Raw genomic sequence first — 16,022 nt, forward strand, 5'->3', positions numbered from 1 at the left:
CTCCTCTCGCCGAGTCACTTTTCACGCTATCGCGTCCTACCGACCACGTATGGCGCTCTCGACCCACACCTGCCAGTGCGGTGCGCGCCTCCGCTACCGGCAGGACATGGACCGTCGCCCCGGCGGCCGACACGCGAACTGGGTGTGCGGCGACTGCGGACTTCCCGTCCCCGACGGTATCGCACAGCGACTCCGCCACCAGCACCCGTCCTGAGAGAGTCCGGCCACGGCCTCCTCCAGCGCCCCTCGTCGTGACGCGGCCGCGAGGAACGAAACTATGTGCTCCGAGTCACTTAGGGTAGCGTATCTTTCCAATCGTCCCGTTCGAACGACGTATGTCCCGCGCGAACGCTCCAGCGACGCGGCCGACGCCGCGGGTGAGTCGATGACTGCGAACGACCGGGGCGACGTCGGGCGACGAGCCGTGCTCGCGGCTGCGGCGACCGGCGCCGCCACCTCGGTCGCGGGCTGCTCGCTCCTCGAGGCGGGCGACGACGCCGAGAGCACGACCGTCGAGGACGACCGCGCTCGCGACCTCGCCGCACGGTTCACGCCGACGCTCGTCTTCGACGGGCGCGAACGGTGGTTCCCGACCGACCCGCGACAGTTCGAGCGCGAGCACGACGGCGACACGATCGTCGACGGGTTCGACGCGCTCAACGGCTACGTCGAAGCCGGCGGGTACCGCGACCCCCCCGAACCGCGCGTGTTCTACAACGTCCGCGAGTACGCGAACGCACCGCTCGCGGTCGTCCAGTACTGGTTCTACTCGGCGTTCGACCAGTTCACGACGAACTTCCACTGGCACGACTGGGAGCTCCTCCAGGTCTTCGTCGACACGGACTCCGGCGACCCGGCGCTGTACGTCGCGAGCTCGCACTCGCGGTCGGTCCCGAACAACGAGTTCCTCGACCCCGACCCCGACGGTCGGCCACGCGTCCTCTCGGAACTCGGGTCACACTCCAGCGGCCTGTCCGTGAACGCGAACGAGGACAACTTCGAGCGGTTCCCCATCGACGGCGACGTCGCGGACGTCACGAACAGCGTCGTCGATAGCGTCGAGGACGCCGCCGCCATCCCGCTCGCGTACGGGCTGCCGCGCGACGAGGGGCTCGCGCTCCCGTTCGCCGTCCCGGAACTCGACGGGACGCCCGTCTACGACCACGAACGCCTCCCGGACGTCACCAGCGCCGACTTCGTCCCCGACGCGGTCACCGTCCGTTCGTTCGACGCGCTCGATTCACCCCCCGAGGACCTGCCGGCGCGCGAGAACGGACTCGTCTTCGAGCACGAGGACCAGGACGACGGGAGCGCCGACGAGACCTACGACCTGGCCCCGACGGCTGCCCTCGAGCACATCGACGACCACGTCGGCCCGCAGTTGAGCTTCGAGTTCGCGGTCCCGGCGTTCGCAGAGGACGCGTTCGCGAGTCACATCACGACCACGGGCGTCCCCTGGGACGACCCGCGGTACGAGAACCCCGCGACCGACATCACCGACCCCCGGCATCGCGGCGCGCTCGCCGAGCGCTACGACGCCATCGGCGAGCCCTCGCCCGCGAACCGGGTCGTCGCGTTCGTCACGAGCGCAGTGAGCGCGCCCGACGCCCCCGACGGCGACGGCGTGACGACCGAGACGACCGAGACCGAGGCGGTTGCGCTCCTGGAGAGCGACCCGGTCGCCGTTCCGACGTTCCGCGGTGTCGCCGTCGTCCGGGACGTCCCCGAAGGCGAGCACACGCTCACGGTGAACGGCGCGGGGGTCGCGCCGCACAGCGAACCCGTGTCGACGGCCGGTGGCGCGTCGTCGTCAGAGGACGGCGGGACGACGGTCGCCGGCGTCGACGGCGAGATACCGCTCGTCGCCCGCGAGCACGCCGTGAAACTCGACGTCGACGGGCGGGAGACCGACCGGGACCTCTCGCGGGTCGCGGTCGCGGACGACTTCGGCGGGACGCTCTACGACGCCCCCATCGACGAGCGCGACGGGCTCTACGTGCATCGCGACGGCGCGTTCACGACCGAGGTCCGGGACGGCGACGACGAGGTCGGCGCGTTCCGCGTCAACCCCGGCGACGAGGACCGCGTCCGCGTCGAGAACGCGACGACCGGGAAGACGCCGCTCGCGACGTACGTCGCAGACGTCGCAGCGGAGACCCAGGCGCAGGTCGAGGCCGTCGACACCGACGACGCCGACGGCCGCGCGAACTCCGTGGACGGACTCGCGAACGCGCTCGCCGCGGTCGTCGACGCCGCCGAACGCGCTGCCGACCGCGCCGACGCGGGCGACCGCGAGAACGCGGACAAGCAGCTCGCGACCGTCGTCGACCGCCTCGACCGCGTCACCGACAAGCTCGCCGAAGCCAGCGACGCCGTCCCCGACGACCTCGGACTCGCGACCGACAAACGCCTCCAGCAAGCGCGCGAACGCACCGAGCAAGCGAAGCGAGCGGAGAAACTGTAGGTGCGCTCGGCGCCGACCACTCGGCCGTCGCCCGCCGGCGCCACCGCTGGCGGGGAGCGGCTCGGAGAACGGCCTCGGTACTCATAGGGCTCGTCGTCGCGCGGGTGCCACCCCGGCTCGGCCCGGTGGGGTCGTCATCGGCCGGTCGACGGTACCGGCGCGGTGGACTTGAGGATTCCCTTCGCTCGCGTTCGTCCTGCGAGGACGTGCGACGCGTCGTCGTGTATCGCTCTGCGGTCAGCCGCCGTCGCGTATCCCGTCGCGGTCAGACGCCGTCGTGCATCGCGTGGTTCTCGTCGTCGTTGAGGTTCCGCATCCGCGCGGTGCTGGTGGTGGAGAACTGGCGCTTGCAGCGCTCGGTCCACGGGACGCTCTCGTCGGGCGCGGGTGTGTCGTCGCTCGTCGGCCGCGAGTCGCGCGTCGTCGGTCGCGCGTCGTCGCCGGTGACTCGCGGGTCCTCGGGGCGCGTGGAAAACTCGCTGGTCGTCGGGTCGGTGCGCTGGCTCGTGGTCGCGGGCTCGTCGTACGTGGCGTCGGTTCGGGTGCTCATGTGGGGTTCGGGGTGGGTGGTGTGGTATTCCGGGTTCGGTCTGGCGTGGTGGTGCGGGGGAGTGCCGCGTGTACTGCGTTCATCGTGTCACTACCACAGCCCCGGTCTATAATAAAAGTTCATGTTGGTGCCGTGGTTGCCGGACGACGCCCCGTTCGCGTCCCCGTGGCGACCGCGGTCGACGTCGTCAGTGCTCGGCGACCGCCCGCACGGGACAGCCGTCGCCGCCTTCGAGCGGGAGCGGGTACGCGTGCAGGACGAACGACTCGGGGAGCGCCGAGACGGCCGCGAGGTTCTCGACGATGAACTGGCCGCCCGCGAACAGCGCGTCGTGCGCCGGGTAGCCGTCGGGTTCGCTGGCTCGCTCCCGCTCCGGGCTCGCGCTCGGCGTCGGGTCCGGACTGAACCCCTCGACGCCGACCGCGCAGTCGTGGTCGGCGCACCACGCGGCCGCGTCACCGGCGAGGTAGGGATGGTCGCGGTAGCGGTCGGTTCCCCAGTGCTCGCTCCACCCGGTCGCGAACGCGAGCAGGTCCGCGTCCGCCGCCACGCTCGCAGCCGGGAGATCCTCGACCGTGATGGGGTCGCGGGCGCCGTGGCCGGTGCAGTCGACGGCGACGGCGTCGAACCGGAAGTCGTCGACGGCGAACGCGTCCAGGCACGACGCGCCCTCGCGCATGTGACACGGCGCGTCGACGTGCGTCCCCGCGTGCGTCTGAAGCGTCAACACGTGCGCTCGCGCACCGTCCTCGGCGACCGACGTCGTCTGCTCGAACTCGACGGGCGTCGTCCCCGGATAGACCGGCATCCCGTCGGCGACACTGTGAGTCAGGTCGGAGAGCGTCATGCCCGAGGTGACGCCCACCGGCGAGAAAGCGATGCTGGTTGCGCGGCGACGTCGACGGGACGACGCTCACCGCTCCGCGAACTCCGCGTCGGGATGCCGGACGATGTGGACGTCGTACCGCGCGTCGTCGGCGACGGTGCCGCCGATGCTCGCGAGCGGTCGCGTCACCTTCCCCGCGTTCTGACTGCCGACGAACACCACGCGCGCCGCGACCTCGGCAGCGACCTCCTTGATGGCGCGAACGACCACGGTCGTCGTGTCCGCCGTCGGCTCCGTGTTCTCGACGAACTCCGCGCGTACCTCCGCGGCCGGCGCGACGTCACGGATCTGCTGCGTGAGTCGCCGCTCGATGACGCCGACGTCGAACGTGTCCTCGGGCTCCAGCCACGCGTGTCGGTGCGCGTACCCGGGTTCGTCGGGGATGACGACGAGCGCGAGCAGGTCGTCGTCGGTGTACTCGGCGAACGTCTGTGCGCGCGAGAGCGCGGTCTTCGAGAGCGCGGAGCCGTCGTAGGGGACGAGTAACGTCACAACGAGATGGAGGCGCGCAGCGACCAAGAAGCTACCTCCGAACGAACGGAACCCGCGCTGTCGGGCTCGGACCCGGCCTCGAGCGGCCTCACTCGCTCCCGACGCGTTCCCGTGCCGCGGCGGCCAGGAGCGGGAGCGTGATGGTGGCGTCGGCGTACACGCTCGCGTTCCGCGCCGCCTTCTCGAGCTTCCCCCACGACCGCGCCTCGTCGAGCGTCGCACCCGACAACCCACCGGTATGCGGCGGGTCCATCGTGAGCTGGACGGCGTAATCGTACGCGTCCGGCGACACGAGCATCGTCTGTAGCACGAAGTTCTTCGGGACGCCACCGCCGACGACGAACGCGCCCGCGCTCTCGGCGTCGAACGCCAGGTCCGTCAGCGGCCCCATGTCGCCCGTGGCGTCCAACTGGAAGTCCGTCACCTGCGTGTACATCCACGCCTGCAGGCCGAGCACCGAATCCTGGACCGCGGGACAGTACACGGGGACGTCGTGCTCGTAGCACGCCGCCGCCAATCCGGCGTCCTCGTCGATGCCCTCGCGCTCGTTCACCTCGGCGTTCGCACGCCCGAGCTCCTCGCAGAGGCGCGCGATCGTCACCGTCTCCTCGATTTCCGGGAACACCTCGTCCCGGAGATGGGACTCGAACAGCGCGAAGTGCTCCTGGGGCAGGTAGACGTTGTAGATGCGGTCGACCTCCTCGTCCCGGAGCTGTTCGTCGTGCTCGCGCGCCGACTTCCCGGGACAGCCCTCGGCGCCGTGGTGGTGCTTCCCGCCGATCGCCTCGATGGCGTCGTGCGTGAGGTTCGCGCCCGTCGTCACGAGCACGTCCACGTACCCGTCCCGGACGAGGTCCGCGACGACCTGGCGCATCCCCGTCGGCACCATCGCGCCCGCCAGCCCCATGAACACCGTCGTGTCGTCGTCGCCGAACATCTCCGCGGCGACGTCCACCGCCTCGTTGACGTCCGCCGCACCGATGCCCGCGTGCCCGTACTCCTCGACGAGCTCGCCGACGGTCATCCCGCCGCGGACGTCCGCGTGCCCGATCGGGTCGTGATGGAACGTCTCCCGCTCGGGCTCCGCGTGCTCGTGGTCGTCGTGGTCGTGGTCCTCGCCGCCGTCGTGGGTGTCCTCGGTCATGCTCCCCTGTCCGACGGCCACGCGTTTCAACGACTCGGATTCCCGGCTCGTGCGGGAGGACTGCCGGCGGCGTCGACGACGCGACCACCTTCTCTAGCACGAACCGTTTTCCCGCCACAGACAGTACCGCCGGGGCATGGACGAGAGGAGCGCGTCGGGCGTGCTCGACGCCGTGCTGGACGCGACGACCGACGGCGTTGCCGTCGTCGACGCGACCGGGCACGTCGTGGACGCGAACGACGCGCTCTGCGACCTGCTCGACGTGGACCGCGATGCGGTCGTCGACGCGGACTGGCAGTCGCTGTTCGTCGACGCGCCCGACGAGGCGGCGCTCGTCGACGGTGCCGTCGACGCGGCGCTCGCGACCGACGACGGCGAACATCGTCTCGCGGTCGGCACCGTCTCCGGCCGGCCCGTGTCCGCGTCCGCGAGCAGGGCCGGCGATCGTCTCGTCGTCACCGTCACCGACAGGACCCCGGCCGTGGAACGCGACCGCTTCGAATCCATCCTCGAGAGCGTCGACGACGGCATCTATCGGCTCGACGCGGACGGCCGCATCGAGTACATCAACCAGGCGGCGCTCGACGCCCACGAGTTCTCGTACGACCGCGACGACGTCGTCGGCGCGTTCGCCACCGCGGTCCTCCCGGCGGACGACATCGAGGCGTGCATCGACGCCATCCAGTCGCTCGTCGCCGACGCCGACGCGACGAGCGAACAGGTACCGGTGACCGTCGAGGACGCCGACGGAACCGGCGTCCCAGCGGAACTGAACCTCGCACTCCTCCCATCGGACGACGACGGGCACTACGCTGGTTCCGTCGGCGTCCTCCGGGACGTCACCGAACGCCGGCGGCGAGACCAGATGCTGCGCGTCCTGAACCGCGTGCTCCGCCACAACCTCCGGAACGACATGAACGTCGTCCTCGGGATGACCCAGCTCGTCGACGCCGAGTGCAACGCCGTCGGCGACTACACCGACCGCATCGAGTACGTCGCGGAGAACCTCGTCGAGCTCGGCGCGAAGGCGAACGTCGTCGAGGAACTCACCGGCCTCGATGGGAACGCACCCGAATCCGCCGACGTCGTCTCCATCGTGGAGCACGCCGTCGACACCGTCGTGCCCGCGGACGGGAACGTGACCGTCGACGCCCCCGAGAGTGCGGTCGCGTCGGTGCCGCCGCTGTTCGAGGTGGCGGTCGAGAACGTCGTCGAGAACGCGTTCGAGCACGACGACGACCCCACCGTCGACGTCGTCGTCCGACGCCGTGAGCGGACCGTCGCGGTCGCCGTCACCGACGACGGCCCAGGCCTCCCGGCCGCGGAGCTCGACGCGCTCCGCTCGCAGACGGAGACGCCCCTCGAGCACGCGAGCGGCCTCGGCCTCTGGCTCACTGACTGGATCGTCGACTTCGCCGACGGCACGGTCACGTACGACGTCGACGCTGGCACGACCGTCACGATCGAACTGCCGCGCATCGAGTGAGTGCGCACGGCGCTGGCGGTGGTCGGGACGTCGCTTCAGTGCTCGCCGTCGACGCGGGTCGTCGCGACCGCGCCCGAGAGTTCGCGCTGGGGCGCGGGGAGACTGATGCCTTCCTCGTCGAACCGCGACTTCACTGCGGTGGTGAGGTCCGACCGGATGCGAACGAAGTCGCTCCGCGCGGGGTCCGCGATCCAGAAGCGCGCGTCGAGGAGTATCGCGTTGTCCCCGAGTTCCGCGACGCGGACGGTGGGGCCGGGGCGGTCGACGATGTCGTCGTTCGCCAGAACTGTCTCGACGATGACGGACTGTGCGCGCTCGATGTCGTCCTCGTACCCGATACCGAACGTCGTGGTCACGCGCAAGCGGTCCTTCGCCGCGGGGTTCGTGACCGCGTTCGCCGTCAGTTCGCTGTTCGGGACGACGACGAGTTCGTTGTCGAAGGTGTGGATGCGCGTCACGCGGAAGCTGATGTCCTCGATGATGCCCTCGCTGTCGTTCCACTGGATCCAGTCGCCGATGTTGTACGTCGGGTCGAGGACGATGAACGCGCCGCTGACGAGGTTCCCGAGGACGTCCCTGCTCGCGAACCCGATCGCGATCGTCGCCCCGGCCGTGATGGCTTGCGTCGCGGCGAGGAAACTCGCGAGCCCCGACACGGTGAAGCCCGCGAACGCAGCGAACAGGAGGATGATCGCCTGGAGGAGGTTCACGGCGGGGAGCGCGAACGCGTCGTCGACGTTCAGCGCGTCGAGGAGCCAGCCGAGGGCGGGTACGAGGAGGTATCGCCCAGGGAAGTAGATCGCCGCGACGACGACGACGAGGACCGAGGCGTCCAACGCGAGCGCGAAGAACTCCTCGAAGAGCCGTCTGGCCGGACGCAACTGGAGCGCGTTCGACGTGCGGACGACCCGGGGGAGCACGTTCGAGGTAGGGTCGAGGACGGCCTTCAGTATGTGGCGGGTATCAGCCAGTTCGGTGGCGGGTCTCGGCCGGTTCGATGGCGGATATCGGTCGGTTCGATGGCGGATATCGGCCGGTTCGGTGGCGTGTCTCGGCTGGTTCGATTGCGGGGACGGGTGCCTTCGCCAGCGCCGTGCTCCGGCGGCGGTCTCGCGGGGAAACCTACACGGGGATGGGTGGCGAGATGGTACCCGATGCCGCTTGGTCAGACGGACGCCGACGTGCTCGCGTACGAGCTCGCGCAGACGGACTTCGACGCCATCGAGCGAGACGGGTTGCGCGCGGCGTGGTCCGCGGACGGGACGACGGTGGCGGTGTCGGAACTCGACGGGGACGACGAGACCGAGTACAGCGCGGAGGACCTGGTGCGGGCGACGAGCGACCGCGAGGTCTCGCACGCGCGGAACGAACCGGAGGTGTAGGTCGTGACGGTCGCGAGCAGGTCGCGGGGAGCGGGCGGGTGCTTCAGAGTCCGGTCGGGACGTCGAAGAACGTCGTCTCGACGTCCTCGTCCCATTCGGTCTCGATCCAGGACCGGAGGTTGCGGACGCCGAACGTCTCGGTGGCGTAGTGGCCGGCGAGGACGACGGTGAGGCCGGCCTCGCGGGCCTCGTGGTACGTCTTCTGTTTCGCTTCGCCGGTGACGAGGACGTCCACGTCCTTCCTGGCGGCTTCGTCGACGTAATCGGAGCCGTCGCCGGTGACGATGGCGACGTCCCGGAGTTCGTCCGGGCCGTGGTCGAGGACCTGCACTGGCTGCCCGCCGGTGGCGAGGTCGCTAGCGAGCGCGTCCCGGAGCGCGTCGCTCGTCGTCGCGGCCGGGAGCCGGCCGCGCGTGCCGGCGTGCTCGGGGCCGACGGCGCCGAACGGCTCGCGTGCGTCGAGCTCAAGGACGTCGGCGACGCCGGCGGCGTTCCCGAGCTCCTGATGGCCGTCGAGCGGGAGATGCGAGACGTAGAGGGCGACGTCGTTCCGGACGAGCGGCGCGATACGGTCGTGTGCGCGCTCGGTGACGCGCTCGATGCCACCCCAGGAGACGCCGTGATGGCTGACCAACGCGTCCGCTCCCCAGTCCGCCGCCAGTTCGATGGTCTCGCGGACGCCGTCCGTGGCGAACGCGACGCGTTCGACCTCGCGCTCGCGCGGCCCGACCTGGAGGCCGTTCGCGCTCGCGTCCAGGGCCGCGTAGTCGCTCGTCCGGAGCTCGGCGTCCAGCCGGTCGCAGAACGTCGACAGTCGCATACCCGACGGTGCGCTCGCCGGCGCCTTCAGACCGCCGGTTCGGGCGGCCGCGTCGCGCCCGGGGTTCGAACGACCCGGCCGCGCGTCGACCGGCTCACCCGCCGGAGACGGGGGGGAACAGCGCGAGCTCGTCGTCGCCGTCGACCGGTTCGTCGAGGCCGTCGCCCGTGTCGAAGACGTTCGCGCCGTTCTTCAGGACGTTCACGTCCGCGACGACGGCACCGTCGCCGTCGAGTACGCGCTCGCGGAGCGCGTCGTGCTCGGCGAGCAGCGCGTCGAGTGCCTCCCCAACCGTCTCGGGGTCGCCGACCGAGACCGTCTCCGCGCCGGCGCGCTCCCGCAGGTCCGCGAACAGTTTCCAGTGCACGACCGGGAGTCGGTCGCGCTCCCAGAAGTCGATTTCGGACGTCGCCGCGACCGGCGGTCGTCGCGAGTCAGTCGTCGTCCGCGTCGACGCCCGCGTTCCCGGATGAGTCGGCGTCCACCTGCGCCGCGCTCTCGAACGCCCGGAGCGCGTCGGGGCGGGCGACGACGTACAGCGTCGCGCCGACCTCGATGGGCGTGTCCCGCGCCGGGATGGGCGTGACGCCGCGGTCGGGTCGACGGATGGCAGCGACCGTGACGTCGAGCGCGCCGACGACCGACCCCTGGAGCGGGCTGTCCGCGTCCACGACGACCGCGCCCATCGTCTCGTCCGCGGCCCGCAGGAGCGCGGCGAACTCGCGGTCCACCGCGGGCGCGCTCGGGAGCGTCGCGAGCCGGTACGCGACGTCGTCCGCGAGCGCCGCGGCGTCGTCGTCGTCGAGGACGAGCGTCACCACGTCGTCGACCGCGGCACGGACCTCCGCGTTCGCGACGCGCGCCGGCTCCCCGTCCGCGCCAGTCGTCCACACCTGCACGACGTCGCCCGCGCTCGCGGCGTTCGCCGGGTCCGCCTGCACCGCGACCGCCGCCGCGCCCGGCGCGAGCGTCGGCCCGATACCGGCCTCGCGCGCACCGACCGCGAGGTACGTCACGTCGCCCTCCGCGGTCACCGCCACGTCGACGTACCCGACGCCGTAGTCGTCCTCCAGGCGCGCGCGGATGCGGTCCTCGAGCTCGCCGACGGTGACGCGCCGCGGGAACACGAACCGCTCGCCGGCGAACGCCGCCTTCGTCTCCGCCGGCACCGGGTCGTAGCCGTCGATGTCGTCGACCTCATCCGGGAGCGTCACCGAGAGCACGCGCCCCCCGGCGCGCACCACCCGCGCGAGGTCCCGGTCGAACCGCGCCGTCGCCCCCTCGGCGAACGCGCGCGCCGCCCCCCGGTCGCCGACGCGCCGACCGAGGTCGGCGACGATCGCGCTCGCCGTGAACGTCGTCACCGTCCGCGCCGCCTCCCACTCGTCGAACCCACCACCACCGCCGCTATCGAGCACCTGCTTCAGGGTCTGCTCGGTGTTCAACACGAGCGCGACCGCCGTCAACCCCAGCAGGAGCGCGATGCCCTCCGGGACGCGCTCGCGGCCCCACCAGCGGTAGACGACCGCGACGAGAAAACCCACGCCCCCGGCCAGCGCCGCGAGCGACCCCACCTGAACCGCCACCGCGACCAGCGAATGCGAGCTCACGCGACCACCTCCTGACCTGCGATCAGCCGTACTCGCGTTCGCTCACTGCGTTCGCTCACGCGACCACCTCCACGAACGCGTCGAGTGCGTCCGTCCGGCCGACCACGAACAGTTCGTCGCCCGCCCCGAGCGCGACGTCGCCGTGCGGCGAGAACCGCCAGCGGCTCTCCGCGCTCTCGCCGCGCTTCTTCGCGCTCCCGCTCGGCGTCGACTCCCGGACGGCGAGGACCGCGACGCCGTACGCGTCACGGACGCCCGCCTCGCCGATGGTCGTCCCGTCGAGCGCCCCGTCGGCGCGGACCGTGACGCGCCGGAAGCGGTTCCCGGCGCGCCGCAGGAGCGACACCAGCTCGAACTCGCGGTGCGTGCCCCGCGAGCAGACGCGGACGCGAGCCCGGTCCGCGCGCAAGAGCGCGGTCGCCTCCTGGCGGTCGACCGCGAGCGTCACGCGGCCCTCGCCGCCCTCCGTCGTCGGCGCCGCCACCGGCCCAGCGGCGGCGGCCGCCTCGTCCGTCCCGCCGTCCGTGACGACGTCCTCGCTCTCCGCCGTCGTCGACGGCCGCGGTTCCGGCGGGTCGTCGCCGGTCGTCCGCGCCGACAGCACCGTCGCGCGCACCGACGCGTCCGCGGTCGCCGCCACCACCTCGTCGCCGCGAGCGACGCCCGTCGGGAGCAACGCCGTCACCGACACCGCGCGCTTCCCCTTCGGTACCGACCGCGAGAGCGTCCCCGTCGGCGGCGCCGCCGACACCGACGCTCGCCCGCGCGAGTCCACGCTCACCGCGACGTCCGCGAGGTCGAACTCCGTCCGCAGCCGGTCCGCGAGCCGCGACTCCAGCTCCGAGAGCGGGAGGTCGCCGGGGAACGACCACGTCGACTCGGCTATCTTCCCGCGGACGTCCGCGGGCAGCGGCGGGTATCCCTCCACGTCGCCGACCGCGCCCGTGACCGTCACCGTGACGCCGCCGAACACGTCGAGGACGTCCGCCGAGAGCGTGCGCTCGCGGAGCCGCCGGAGCGAGAACCGCTTGGGGAGCGCCACCCCGAGCTTGTCGCCCTGACTGTGCGCGTACAGCGACAGCATCATCACGACGACGACGGCCGTCACCACGCGCGGCGAACTCGCCACTGCCGGGTCCAGCAGGCCCATGAGGCCGCCGTTGATGCCGGCGATCGCGACCGCGAGCACGACGACCCCGAGCCCGGGGAGCGTGACGCCCGTGAGGTACTTGAACGCGAACCCGAGGGTGCCGGAGACGAACGCCGGAACGATCCCCGTGAGGAGGCCGAGGTAGATGCCGAAGAGGAACTCGACGGGAAGCGAAGCCATACGCACCGGGGACACGCCCCTCGGTGAAATGGGTGTCGCCCGAACCGCCGCGGTCGCGGGCTGACGCCGTCGTCCGGAGCCGAGAGCGTTAAGTCCGCCGGGCGTGCACGCCGGGGCATGGAGTTGCGAGCCCGGCCGACCGGCGTCGGCGCGACCGCGGCGCTCGTCAGCGCGGTCGCCGTCCTCTCCGTCGCGACCGGGCTCGTGAACATCACGAGCCCGACCGCCGGACCGCTCGCCGCGTACGTCCCGAGCGGCGTCCAGCAGGCGGCGGGGTTCACGGGCACCCTCACCGGGTTCGTGCTGCTCGTCGCCGCCGCGTCGATGCGGCGTGCGCTCCACGTCTCCTGGCTGTCCGCGGTCGTCCTCCTCCCCGTCGCCGCCGCGCAGGGGCTCGTGCAGTCGAGCGTGTTCTCCATCCCGCTCGTCGTGCTGTCGGTCATCGCGACCGGTGTCTGCTGGTGGAACCGCGAGCGCTTCGACCGCGAGATGTCGCTCACGAACTCCCAGATCGCGGCGGGGCTCGCGCTCGTCGGCGCGCAGATATACGGGACCGTCGGGACGTGGGCGCTCCGCGACGAGTTCCCGAGCGTCGAGTCGCTCGCGGACGCGTTCTACTTCACCGTCGTCACCGCGAGCACCGTCGGCTACGGCGACATCACGCCCGACTCGACCATCGGTGAACTGTTCGCGGTGAGCGTGCTCGTCGTCGGCGTCACCAGCTTCACCGCGGCACTCGGCGCGCTGTTCGCACCACTGCTCGAAGCCCGCTTCGAGACCGCACTCGGACGCATGAACGAATCAGAACTCGAACTCCTCGAGGACCACGTCGTCGTCCTCGGATACGGCGACCTGACCGAACCGATACTGAGCGAACTCGTCGACGCGAAGGTGGACTTCGTCGTCGTCGCGAAACCGGAGAACTCGAACCTCCCCGAGCTGAAGGAACGCGACGTGCCGCTGGTCGTCGCGGACCCGAGCGACGAGGAGCCCCTCCAGCGCGTGCACATCGACCGCGCCAGAGCGGTGGTCGCGGCGACGAACGACGACGCGAACGACGCGCTCGCCATCCTCACCGCGCGCGAACTCCGCCCCGACGTGATCATCGTCGCGGCCGCGACCGACCGCGAGAACGTCGACAAACTCAAGCGCGCCGGCGCGGACACCGTCATCAGTCCCGCGCTCATCGGCGGCCACCTCCTCGTCGAGTCCGCGCTCGGGAACACCGACTCCGAGAGCATCGCGAACCGGCTCGTCGGCGGTCCGCTCGCCACGTCGAACGAGAGCGAGGACTGACCGAGGGTCGGCGCTTCGACACGTCGAACGAGGGGACGGAGACGAGTCGACGCTCGGGGAGACGGTTGGGCGAGTCCGTTCTTGGCCGCGAGGCGGGCGTCCGCGACGTGGAATCCCTCGGTGCGGTCGACGGACGGTCAGTGCTTGCCGCGGTGGACGATGGCGACGTCCGTCTTCACGTCCGTGATGCGCTCGAACGTCGGCGGGGCGAGGAACCGCGACGCCGCCGACCGGTCCGTGCTCGCGCCGACGACGACGAGGTCGTACTGGGTGGCGTTCGCCGCGAGGAACCGCTCGATGCTCGCTCGCGACACGCGCGTCTCGAACCCGGCGTCGAACGTCTCCACGAGGTTCGCGAGCATCGCCTCCGCGCGCCGCCGCTGGCTCTCCGCGCCGATGCAGTGACAGACCGCGAGCGTGCCGGCGCGGCCGGCGACGCGCGTCGCGAAGTCCAGCATCGCGTGGGCCGTATCGCCCGGACGACCGACCGAGACGAGAACGTTACGCCACGTCTGGTCGAACTCGTCGTCGCCGCCGCGGAACACGACCACGTCCACCGGCGCCTCGAACAACCCCTTCAGGTACCCGGAGAGCGAGCCGTGGGACTCCTCGTAGGGCGCGACGATGAGGTCGCAGTTCGCCTCCTCGGCCGCGCGCAGCGTCACGTTCGTCCGGCCGGACGCCGCGCTCGCGACGACGACCTCGCAGGGCACCCCGACCCGCGTCCGGACCCGGCTCGCGAGGCGCTCCAACCGCATCGCCGCCTGTCCCGCGACCTGCTCGCGCGCGTCCGTCGTCGCGTCCTCGACGGCATCGTCACCGTCGACGGGCGCGTCGTCACCGGTCGCGCGTTCGGTCGCGATGGCGTCCTCCGCGGCTGCGACCGCGTCGTCCGCGACCACGTCCAGGAGGACCACCTTCCCTGCCTCGTGTGCGCCCGCGAGATGCGCCGCGAACAACGCCGCCTCCCGTCCCTGGTCGCCGACGACCGGGACGAGCACGCGGTCGTCGCTCTTCGTCGTCTGGTAGAGGTACTGCGCGCGCCGGTCGTAGATCAGCTCGCGCCACGCGTAGAACACGCCCGCGACGAACGACGACGCCACCACGATACCGAGGACGTACGGGACGACCTCGCCGTAGTCCGCGACGAGCGTCAGGAGCGCCGCGGAGAACGCCGACGGTGCCTCCACGTCCGCCGCCCACGTCACCGTGCCGACGGCGAAGATGGCGACCGCTGCGCTCGCCGCCGTCGTCGCGGGACTCCCCGTCGCCCACGGCAGCACGTCCGCTGCCCGAACCGCTAACAGCCCGCAGAGCGCGCCCGCGGTGAGGCCGCCGACGAACCGCACGGGAGAGGCGTACTTGCTCTCGGGGTTCGCGAACAGCGTGTACGTGCCCGACGCCAGCGGCGGGAACAGGAGGAACGACACGTCCTCGCTCACCTGGGAGACGTACGTGACGAACGCGATGAGCAGTGGGACGAACGTGATCACGGACAGATGCAGGAGGTTCCCGGTGTGCTCGACCCAGTTCCTGAACTCCTGGAGTTCGCGGCGCTCTATCCGGCGGACGCGCCGCCACGCGCTCCAGAACCGCGGCCGCCACCGCTCGAACATAGCCGGTGGTTCCGTGGGGAGGTAGTAAAGCGATTCCCTCCGGTGTGGGTCTCGAGTACGCGGGTCACGTGTCGTCGCGAGCGTCGTCGCCGCGCCCGGCCTGCACGGCCGCCCACCGCTTATCATCGGTCGCTCCTAACCGTCGGGCATGGCGGACGACGACGGGCTCGACGCGGCGACCGAGGCGGACGCGAGCACCGAGTTCGGTGAGAGCGACGGCAGCGTCCCCGCGGACCCGGTGGCGCTCTCGGTCGGGTACGTGCGAGCGACGAAGGCCGGCAACGGCGCCCCTGCGAGGTACCGGCGGGCGCTCGCGGCGCTCGACTCGCGGACGCTCGTCGACGCACTCGACCCTGACGCCGCGCGGCTGGCGTTCTGGCTGAACGTCTACAACGCGTCGGTTCAGGACCACCTCGAGCGCGACCCGCAGCTGTTCGAGGAGCGTGGACTCGTCCCGCGACGCCCGATCTTCCGCCGGAACCTCCTCACGGTCGCGGGCGAGTCCCTGAGCGTCGACGACGTCGAGCACGGTATCCTCAGGCGCTCCCGGAGCGGTATCGGGCTCGGGTACGTGCCGCGACTCCGGCGGAGTCGGTTCGAGCGCCGGCATCGCGTGGACGACGTCGACCCCCGGATTCACTTCGCGCTGAACTGTGGCGCGGCGTCGTGCCCGCCGGTGCTCGCGTACACCGCCGACGACGTCGACGAGCAACTCGACGCGTCGACGCGGGGCTACCTCGATGCCGAGGTCAGCTACGACCCGACGACGGGAACGGCGACGGTCCCGAAGCTGTTCTCGTGGTACCGCGGCGACTTCGGCGGGAAAGCAGGTATCAGGCGCTTCCTCCACGCGCACGACGCGGTACCGGCGGACACGACTCCGTCGCTCGCGTGGACGGAGTACGACTGGACGCTGAAGCTCGGCCGGTACGCGGACGCGTGACGA

Annotated in this window: 16 protein-coding genes; 6 read left to right on the forward strand and 10 right to left on the reverse strand. The window is 71.4% G+C overall.

The features are described 5' to 3' along the window. Positions 1 to 49 precede the first annotated feature (49 nt). Together SM754_RS08085 and SM754_RS08090 are read left to right on the forward strand one after the other, a co-directional pair. Complete coding sequence (locus SM754_RS08085) at positions 50 to 214, forward strand: hypothetical protein (protein WP_323675712.1); 165 nt, start codon at positions 50 to 52, stop codon at positions 212 to 214. 171 nt (positions 215 to 385) lie between these two features. Then, complete coding sequence (locus SM754_RS08090; protein ID WP_323675713.1) at positions 386 to 2,464, forward strand: hypothetical protein; 2,079 nt, start codon at positions 386 to 388, stop codon at positions 2,462 to 2,464. 265 nt (positions 2,465 to 2,729) lie between these two features. On the opposite strand, the gene SM754_RS08095 is transcribed toward SM754_RS08090, so the two are convergent. From SM754_RS08095 to SM754_RS08110, 4 genes are all read right to left on the reverse strand, one after another. Next, positions 2,730 to 3,014 (reverse strand): hypothetical protein, encoded by a 285-nt coding sequence (locus tag SM754_RS08095; RefSeq protein ID WP_323675714.1) that lies wholly within the window; start codon positions 3,012 to 3,014, stop codon positions 2,730 to 2,732. Positions 3,015 to 3,201: 187 nt separating this feature from the next. Further along, positions 3,202 to 3,861, reverse strand: a complete 660-nt coding sequence (locus tag SM754_RS08100; protein WP_323675715.1) for a cyclase family protein — start codon at positions 3,859 to 3,861, stop codon at positions 3,202 to 3,204. 66 nt (positions 3,862 to 3,927) lie between these two features. After that, the gene (locus tag SM754_RS08105; protein ID WP_323675716.1) at positions 3,928 to 4,392 is read right to left on the reverse strand and encodes a universal stress protein; all 465 of its coding nucleotides are present in this window, start codon (positions 4,390 to 4,392) and stop codon (positions 3,928 to 3,930) included. Positions 4,393 to 4,480: 88 nt separating this feature from the next. Next, positions 4,481 to 5,536, reverse strand: a complete 1,056-nt coding sequence (locus SM754_RS08110) for a deoxyhypusine synthase (RefSeq protein WP_323675717.1) — start codon at positions 5,534 to 5,536, stop codon at positions 4,481 to 4,483. Between the two features lie 136 nt (positions 5,537 to 5,672). On the opposite strand from SM754_RS08110, the gene SM754_RS08115 reads away from it, so the two are divergent. Further along, on the forward strand, positions 5,673 to 7,022 hold the full coding sequence (locus SM754_RS08115; RefSeq protein WP_323675718.1) for a PAS domain-containing protein: 1,350 nt from the start codon (positions 5,673 to 5,675) through the stop codon (positions 7,020 to 7,022). Between the two features lie 35 nt (positions 7,023 to 7,057). On the opposite strand, the gene SM754_RS08120 is transcribed toward SM754_RS08115, so the two are convergent. After that, positions 7,058 to 7,942, reverse strand: a complete 885-nt coding sequence (locus SM754_RS08120) for a mechanosensitive ion channel family protein (protein ID WP_323675719.1) — start codon at positions 7,940 to 7,942, stop codon at positions 7,058 to 7,060. Between the two features lie 234 nt (positions 7,943 to 8,176). On the opposite strand from SM754_RS08120, the gene SM754_RS08125 reads away from it, so the two are divergent. After that, entirely contained in the window at positions 8,177 to 8,404 is a 228-nt protein-coding gene (locus SM754_RS08125; protein WP_323675720.1) for a hypothetical protein, read from the forward strand. Between the two features lie 43 nt (positions 8,405 to 8,447). On the opposite strand, the gene SM754_RS08130 is transcribed toward SM754_RS08125, so the two are convergent. From SM754_RS08130 to SM754_RS08145, 4 genes are all read right to left on the reverse strand, one after another. Then, the gene (locus tag SM754_RS08130; RefSeq protein WP_323675721.1) at positions 8,448 to 9,224 is read right to left on the reverse strand and encodes a Nif3-like dinuclear metal center hexameric protein; all 777 of its coding nucleotides are present in this window, start codon (positions 9,222 to 9,224) and stop codon (positions 8,448 to 8,450) included. A gap of 94 nt (positions 9,225 to 9,318) precedes the next feature. Next, on the reverse strand, positions 9,319 to 9,591 hold the full coding sequence (locus tag SM754_RS08135) for a ubiquitin-like small modifier protein 1 (RefSeq protein ID WP_323675722.1): 273 nt from the start codon (positions 9,589 to 9,591) through the stop codon (positions 9,319 to 9,321). 67 nt (positions 9,592 to 9,658) lie between these two features. Next, positions 9,659 to 10,834, reverse strand: a complete 1,176-nt coding sequence (locus SM754_RS08140; protein WP_323675723.1) for a TrkA C-terminal domain-containing protein — start codon at positions 10,832 to 10,834, stop codon at positions 9,659 to 9,661. A 55-nt stretch (positions 10,835 to 10,889) separates the two neighbouring features. Next, positions 10,890 to 12,164 (reverse strand): potassium channel family protein, encoded by a 1,275-nt coding sequence (locus SM754_RS08145; RefSeq protein WP_323675724.1) that lies wholly within the window; start codon positions 12,162 to 12,164, stop codon positions 10,890 to 10,892. A 117-nt stretch (positions 12,165 to 12,281) separates the two neighbouring features. Here SM754_RS08145 and SM754_RS08150 point away from each other — a divergent pair, with 117 nt between their 5' ends. Beyond that, positions 12,282 to 13,460 (forward strand): NAD-binding protein, encoded by a 1,179-nt coding sequence (locus SM754_RS08150; RefSeq protein WP_323675725.1) that lies wholly within the window; start codon positions 12,282 to 12,284, stop codon positions 13,458 to 13,460. A 137-nt stretch (positions 13,461 to 13,597) separates the two neighbouring features. Here the strand turns inward: SM754_RS08150 and SM754_RS08155 are convergent, their stop codons facing one another. Then, positions 13,598 to 15,076 (reverse strand): HPP family protein, encoded by a 1,479-nt coding sequence (locus SM754_RS08155; protein WP_323675726.1) that lies wholly within the window; start codon positions 15,074 to 15,076, stop codon positions 13,598 to 13,600. Positions 15,077 to 15,224: 148 nt separating this feature from the next. On the opposite strand from SM754_RS08155, the gene SM754_RS08160 reads away from it, so the two are divergent. Beyond that, entirely contained in the window at positions 15,225 to 16,019 is a 795-nt protein-coding gene (locus tag SM754_RS08160) for a DUF547 domain-containing protein (protein WP_323675727.1), read from the forward strand. Positions 16,020 to 16,022 lie beyond the last annotated feature (3 nt).

The organism is Halorubellus amylolyticus, assembly GCF_034808145.1.
Lineage (GTDB): Archaea > Halobacteriota > Halobacteria > Halobacteriales > Natrialbaceae > Halorubellus.

Excerpts from the sequence above, each read along its gene's own strand:
- SM754_RS08085 (WP_323675712.1), top strand. The coding sequence starts at position 50 with ATGGCGCTCTCGACCCACACCTGCCAGTGCGGTGCGCGCCTCCGCTAC.
- SM754_RS08155 (WP_323675726.1), bottom strand. The coding sequence starts at position 15,076 with ATGTTCGAGCGGTGGCGGCCGCGGTTCTGGAGCGCGTGGCGGCGCGTC.
- SM754_RS08130 (WP_323675721.1), bottom strand. The coding sequence starts at position 9,224 with ATGCGACTGTCGACGTTCTGCGACCGGCTGGACGCCGAGCTCCGGACG.
- SM754_RS08160 (WP_323675727.1), top strand. The coding sequence starts at position 15,225 with ATGGCGGACGACGACGGGCTCGACGCGGCGACCGAGGCGGACGCGAGC.
- SM754_RS08095 (WP_323675714.1), bottom strand. The coding sequence starts at position 3,014 with ATGAGCACCCGAACCGACGCCACGTACGACGAGCCCGCGACCACGAGC.
- SM754_RS08150 (WP_323675725.1), top strand. The coding sequence starts at position 12,282 with ATGGAGTTGCGAGCCCGGCCGACCGGCGTCGGCGCGACCGCGGCGCTC.
- SM754_RS08115 (WP_323675718.1), top strand. The coding sequence starts at position 5,673 with ATGGACGAGAGGAGCGCGTCGGGCGTGCTCGACGCCGTGCTGGACGCG.
- SM754_RS08110 (WP_323675717.1), bottom strand. The coding sequence starts at position 5,536 with ATGACCGAGGACACCCACGACGGCGGCGAGGACCACGACCACGACGAC.
- SM754_RS08090 (WP_323675713.1), top strand. The coding sequence starts at position 386 with ATGACTGCGAACGACCGGGGCGACGTCGGGCGACGAGCCGTGCTCGCG.
- SM754_RS08125 (WP_323675720.1), top strand. The coding sequence starts at position 8,177 with ATGCCGCTTGGTCAGACGGACGCCGACGTGCTCGCGTACGAGCTCGCG.
- SM754_RS08100 (WP_323675715.1), bottom strand. The coding sequence starts at position 3,861 with ATGACGCTCTCCGACCTGACTCACAGTGTCGCCGACGGGATGCCGGTC.
- SM754_RS08145 (WP_323675724.1), bottom strand. The coding sequence starts at position 12,164 with ATGGCTTCGCTTCCCGTCGAGTTCCTCTTCGGCATCTACCTCGGCCTC.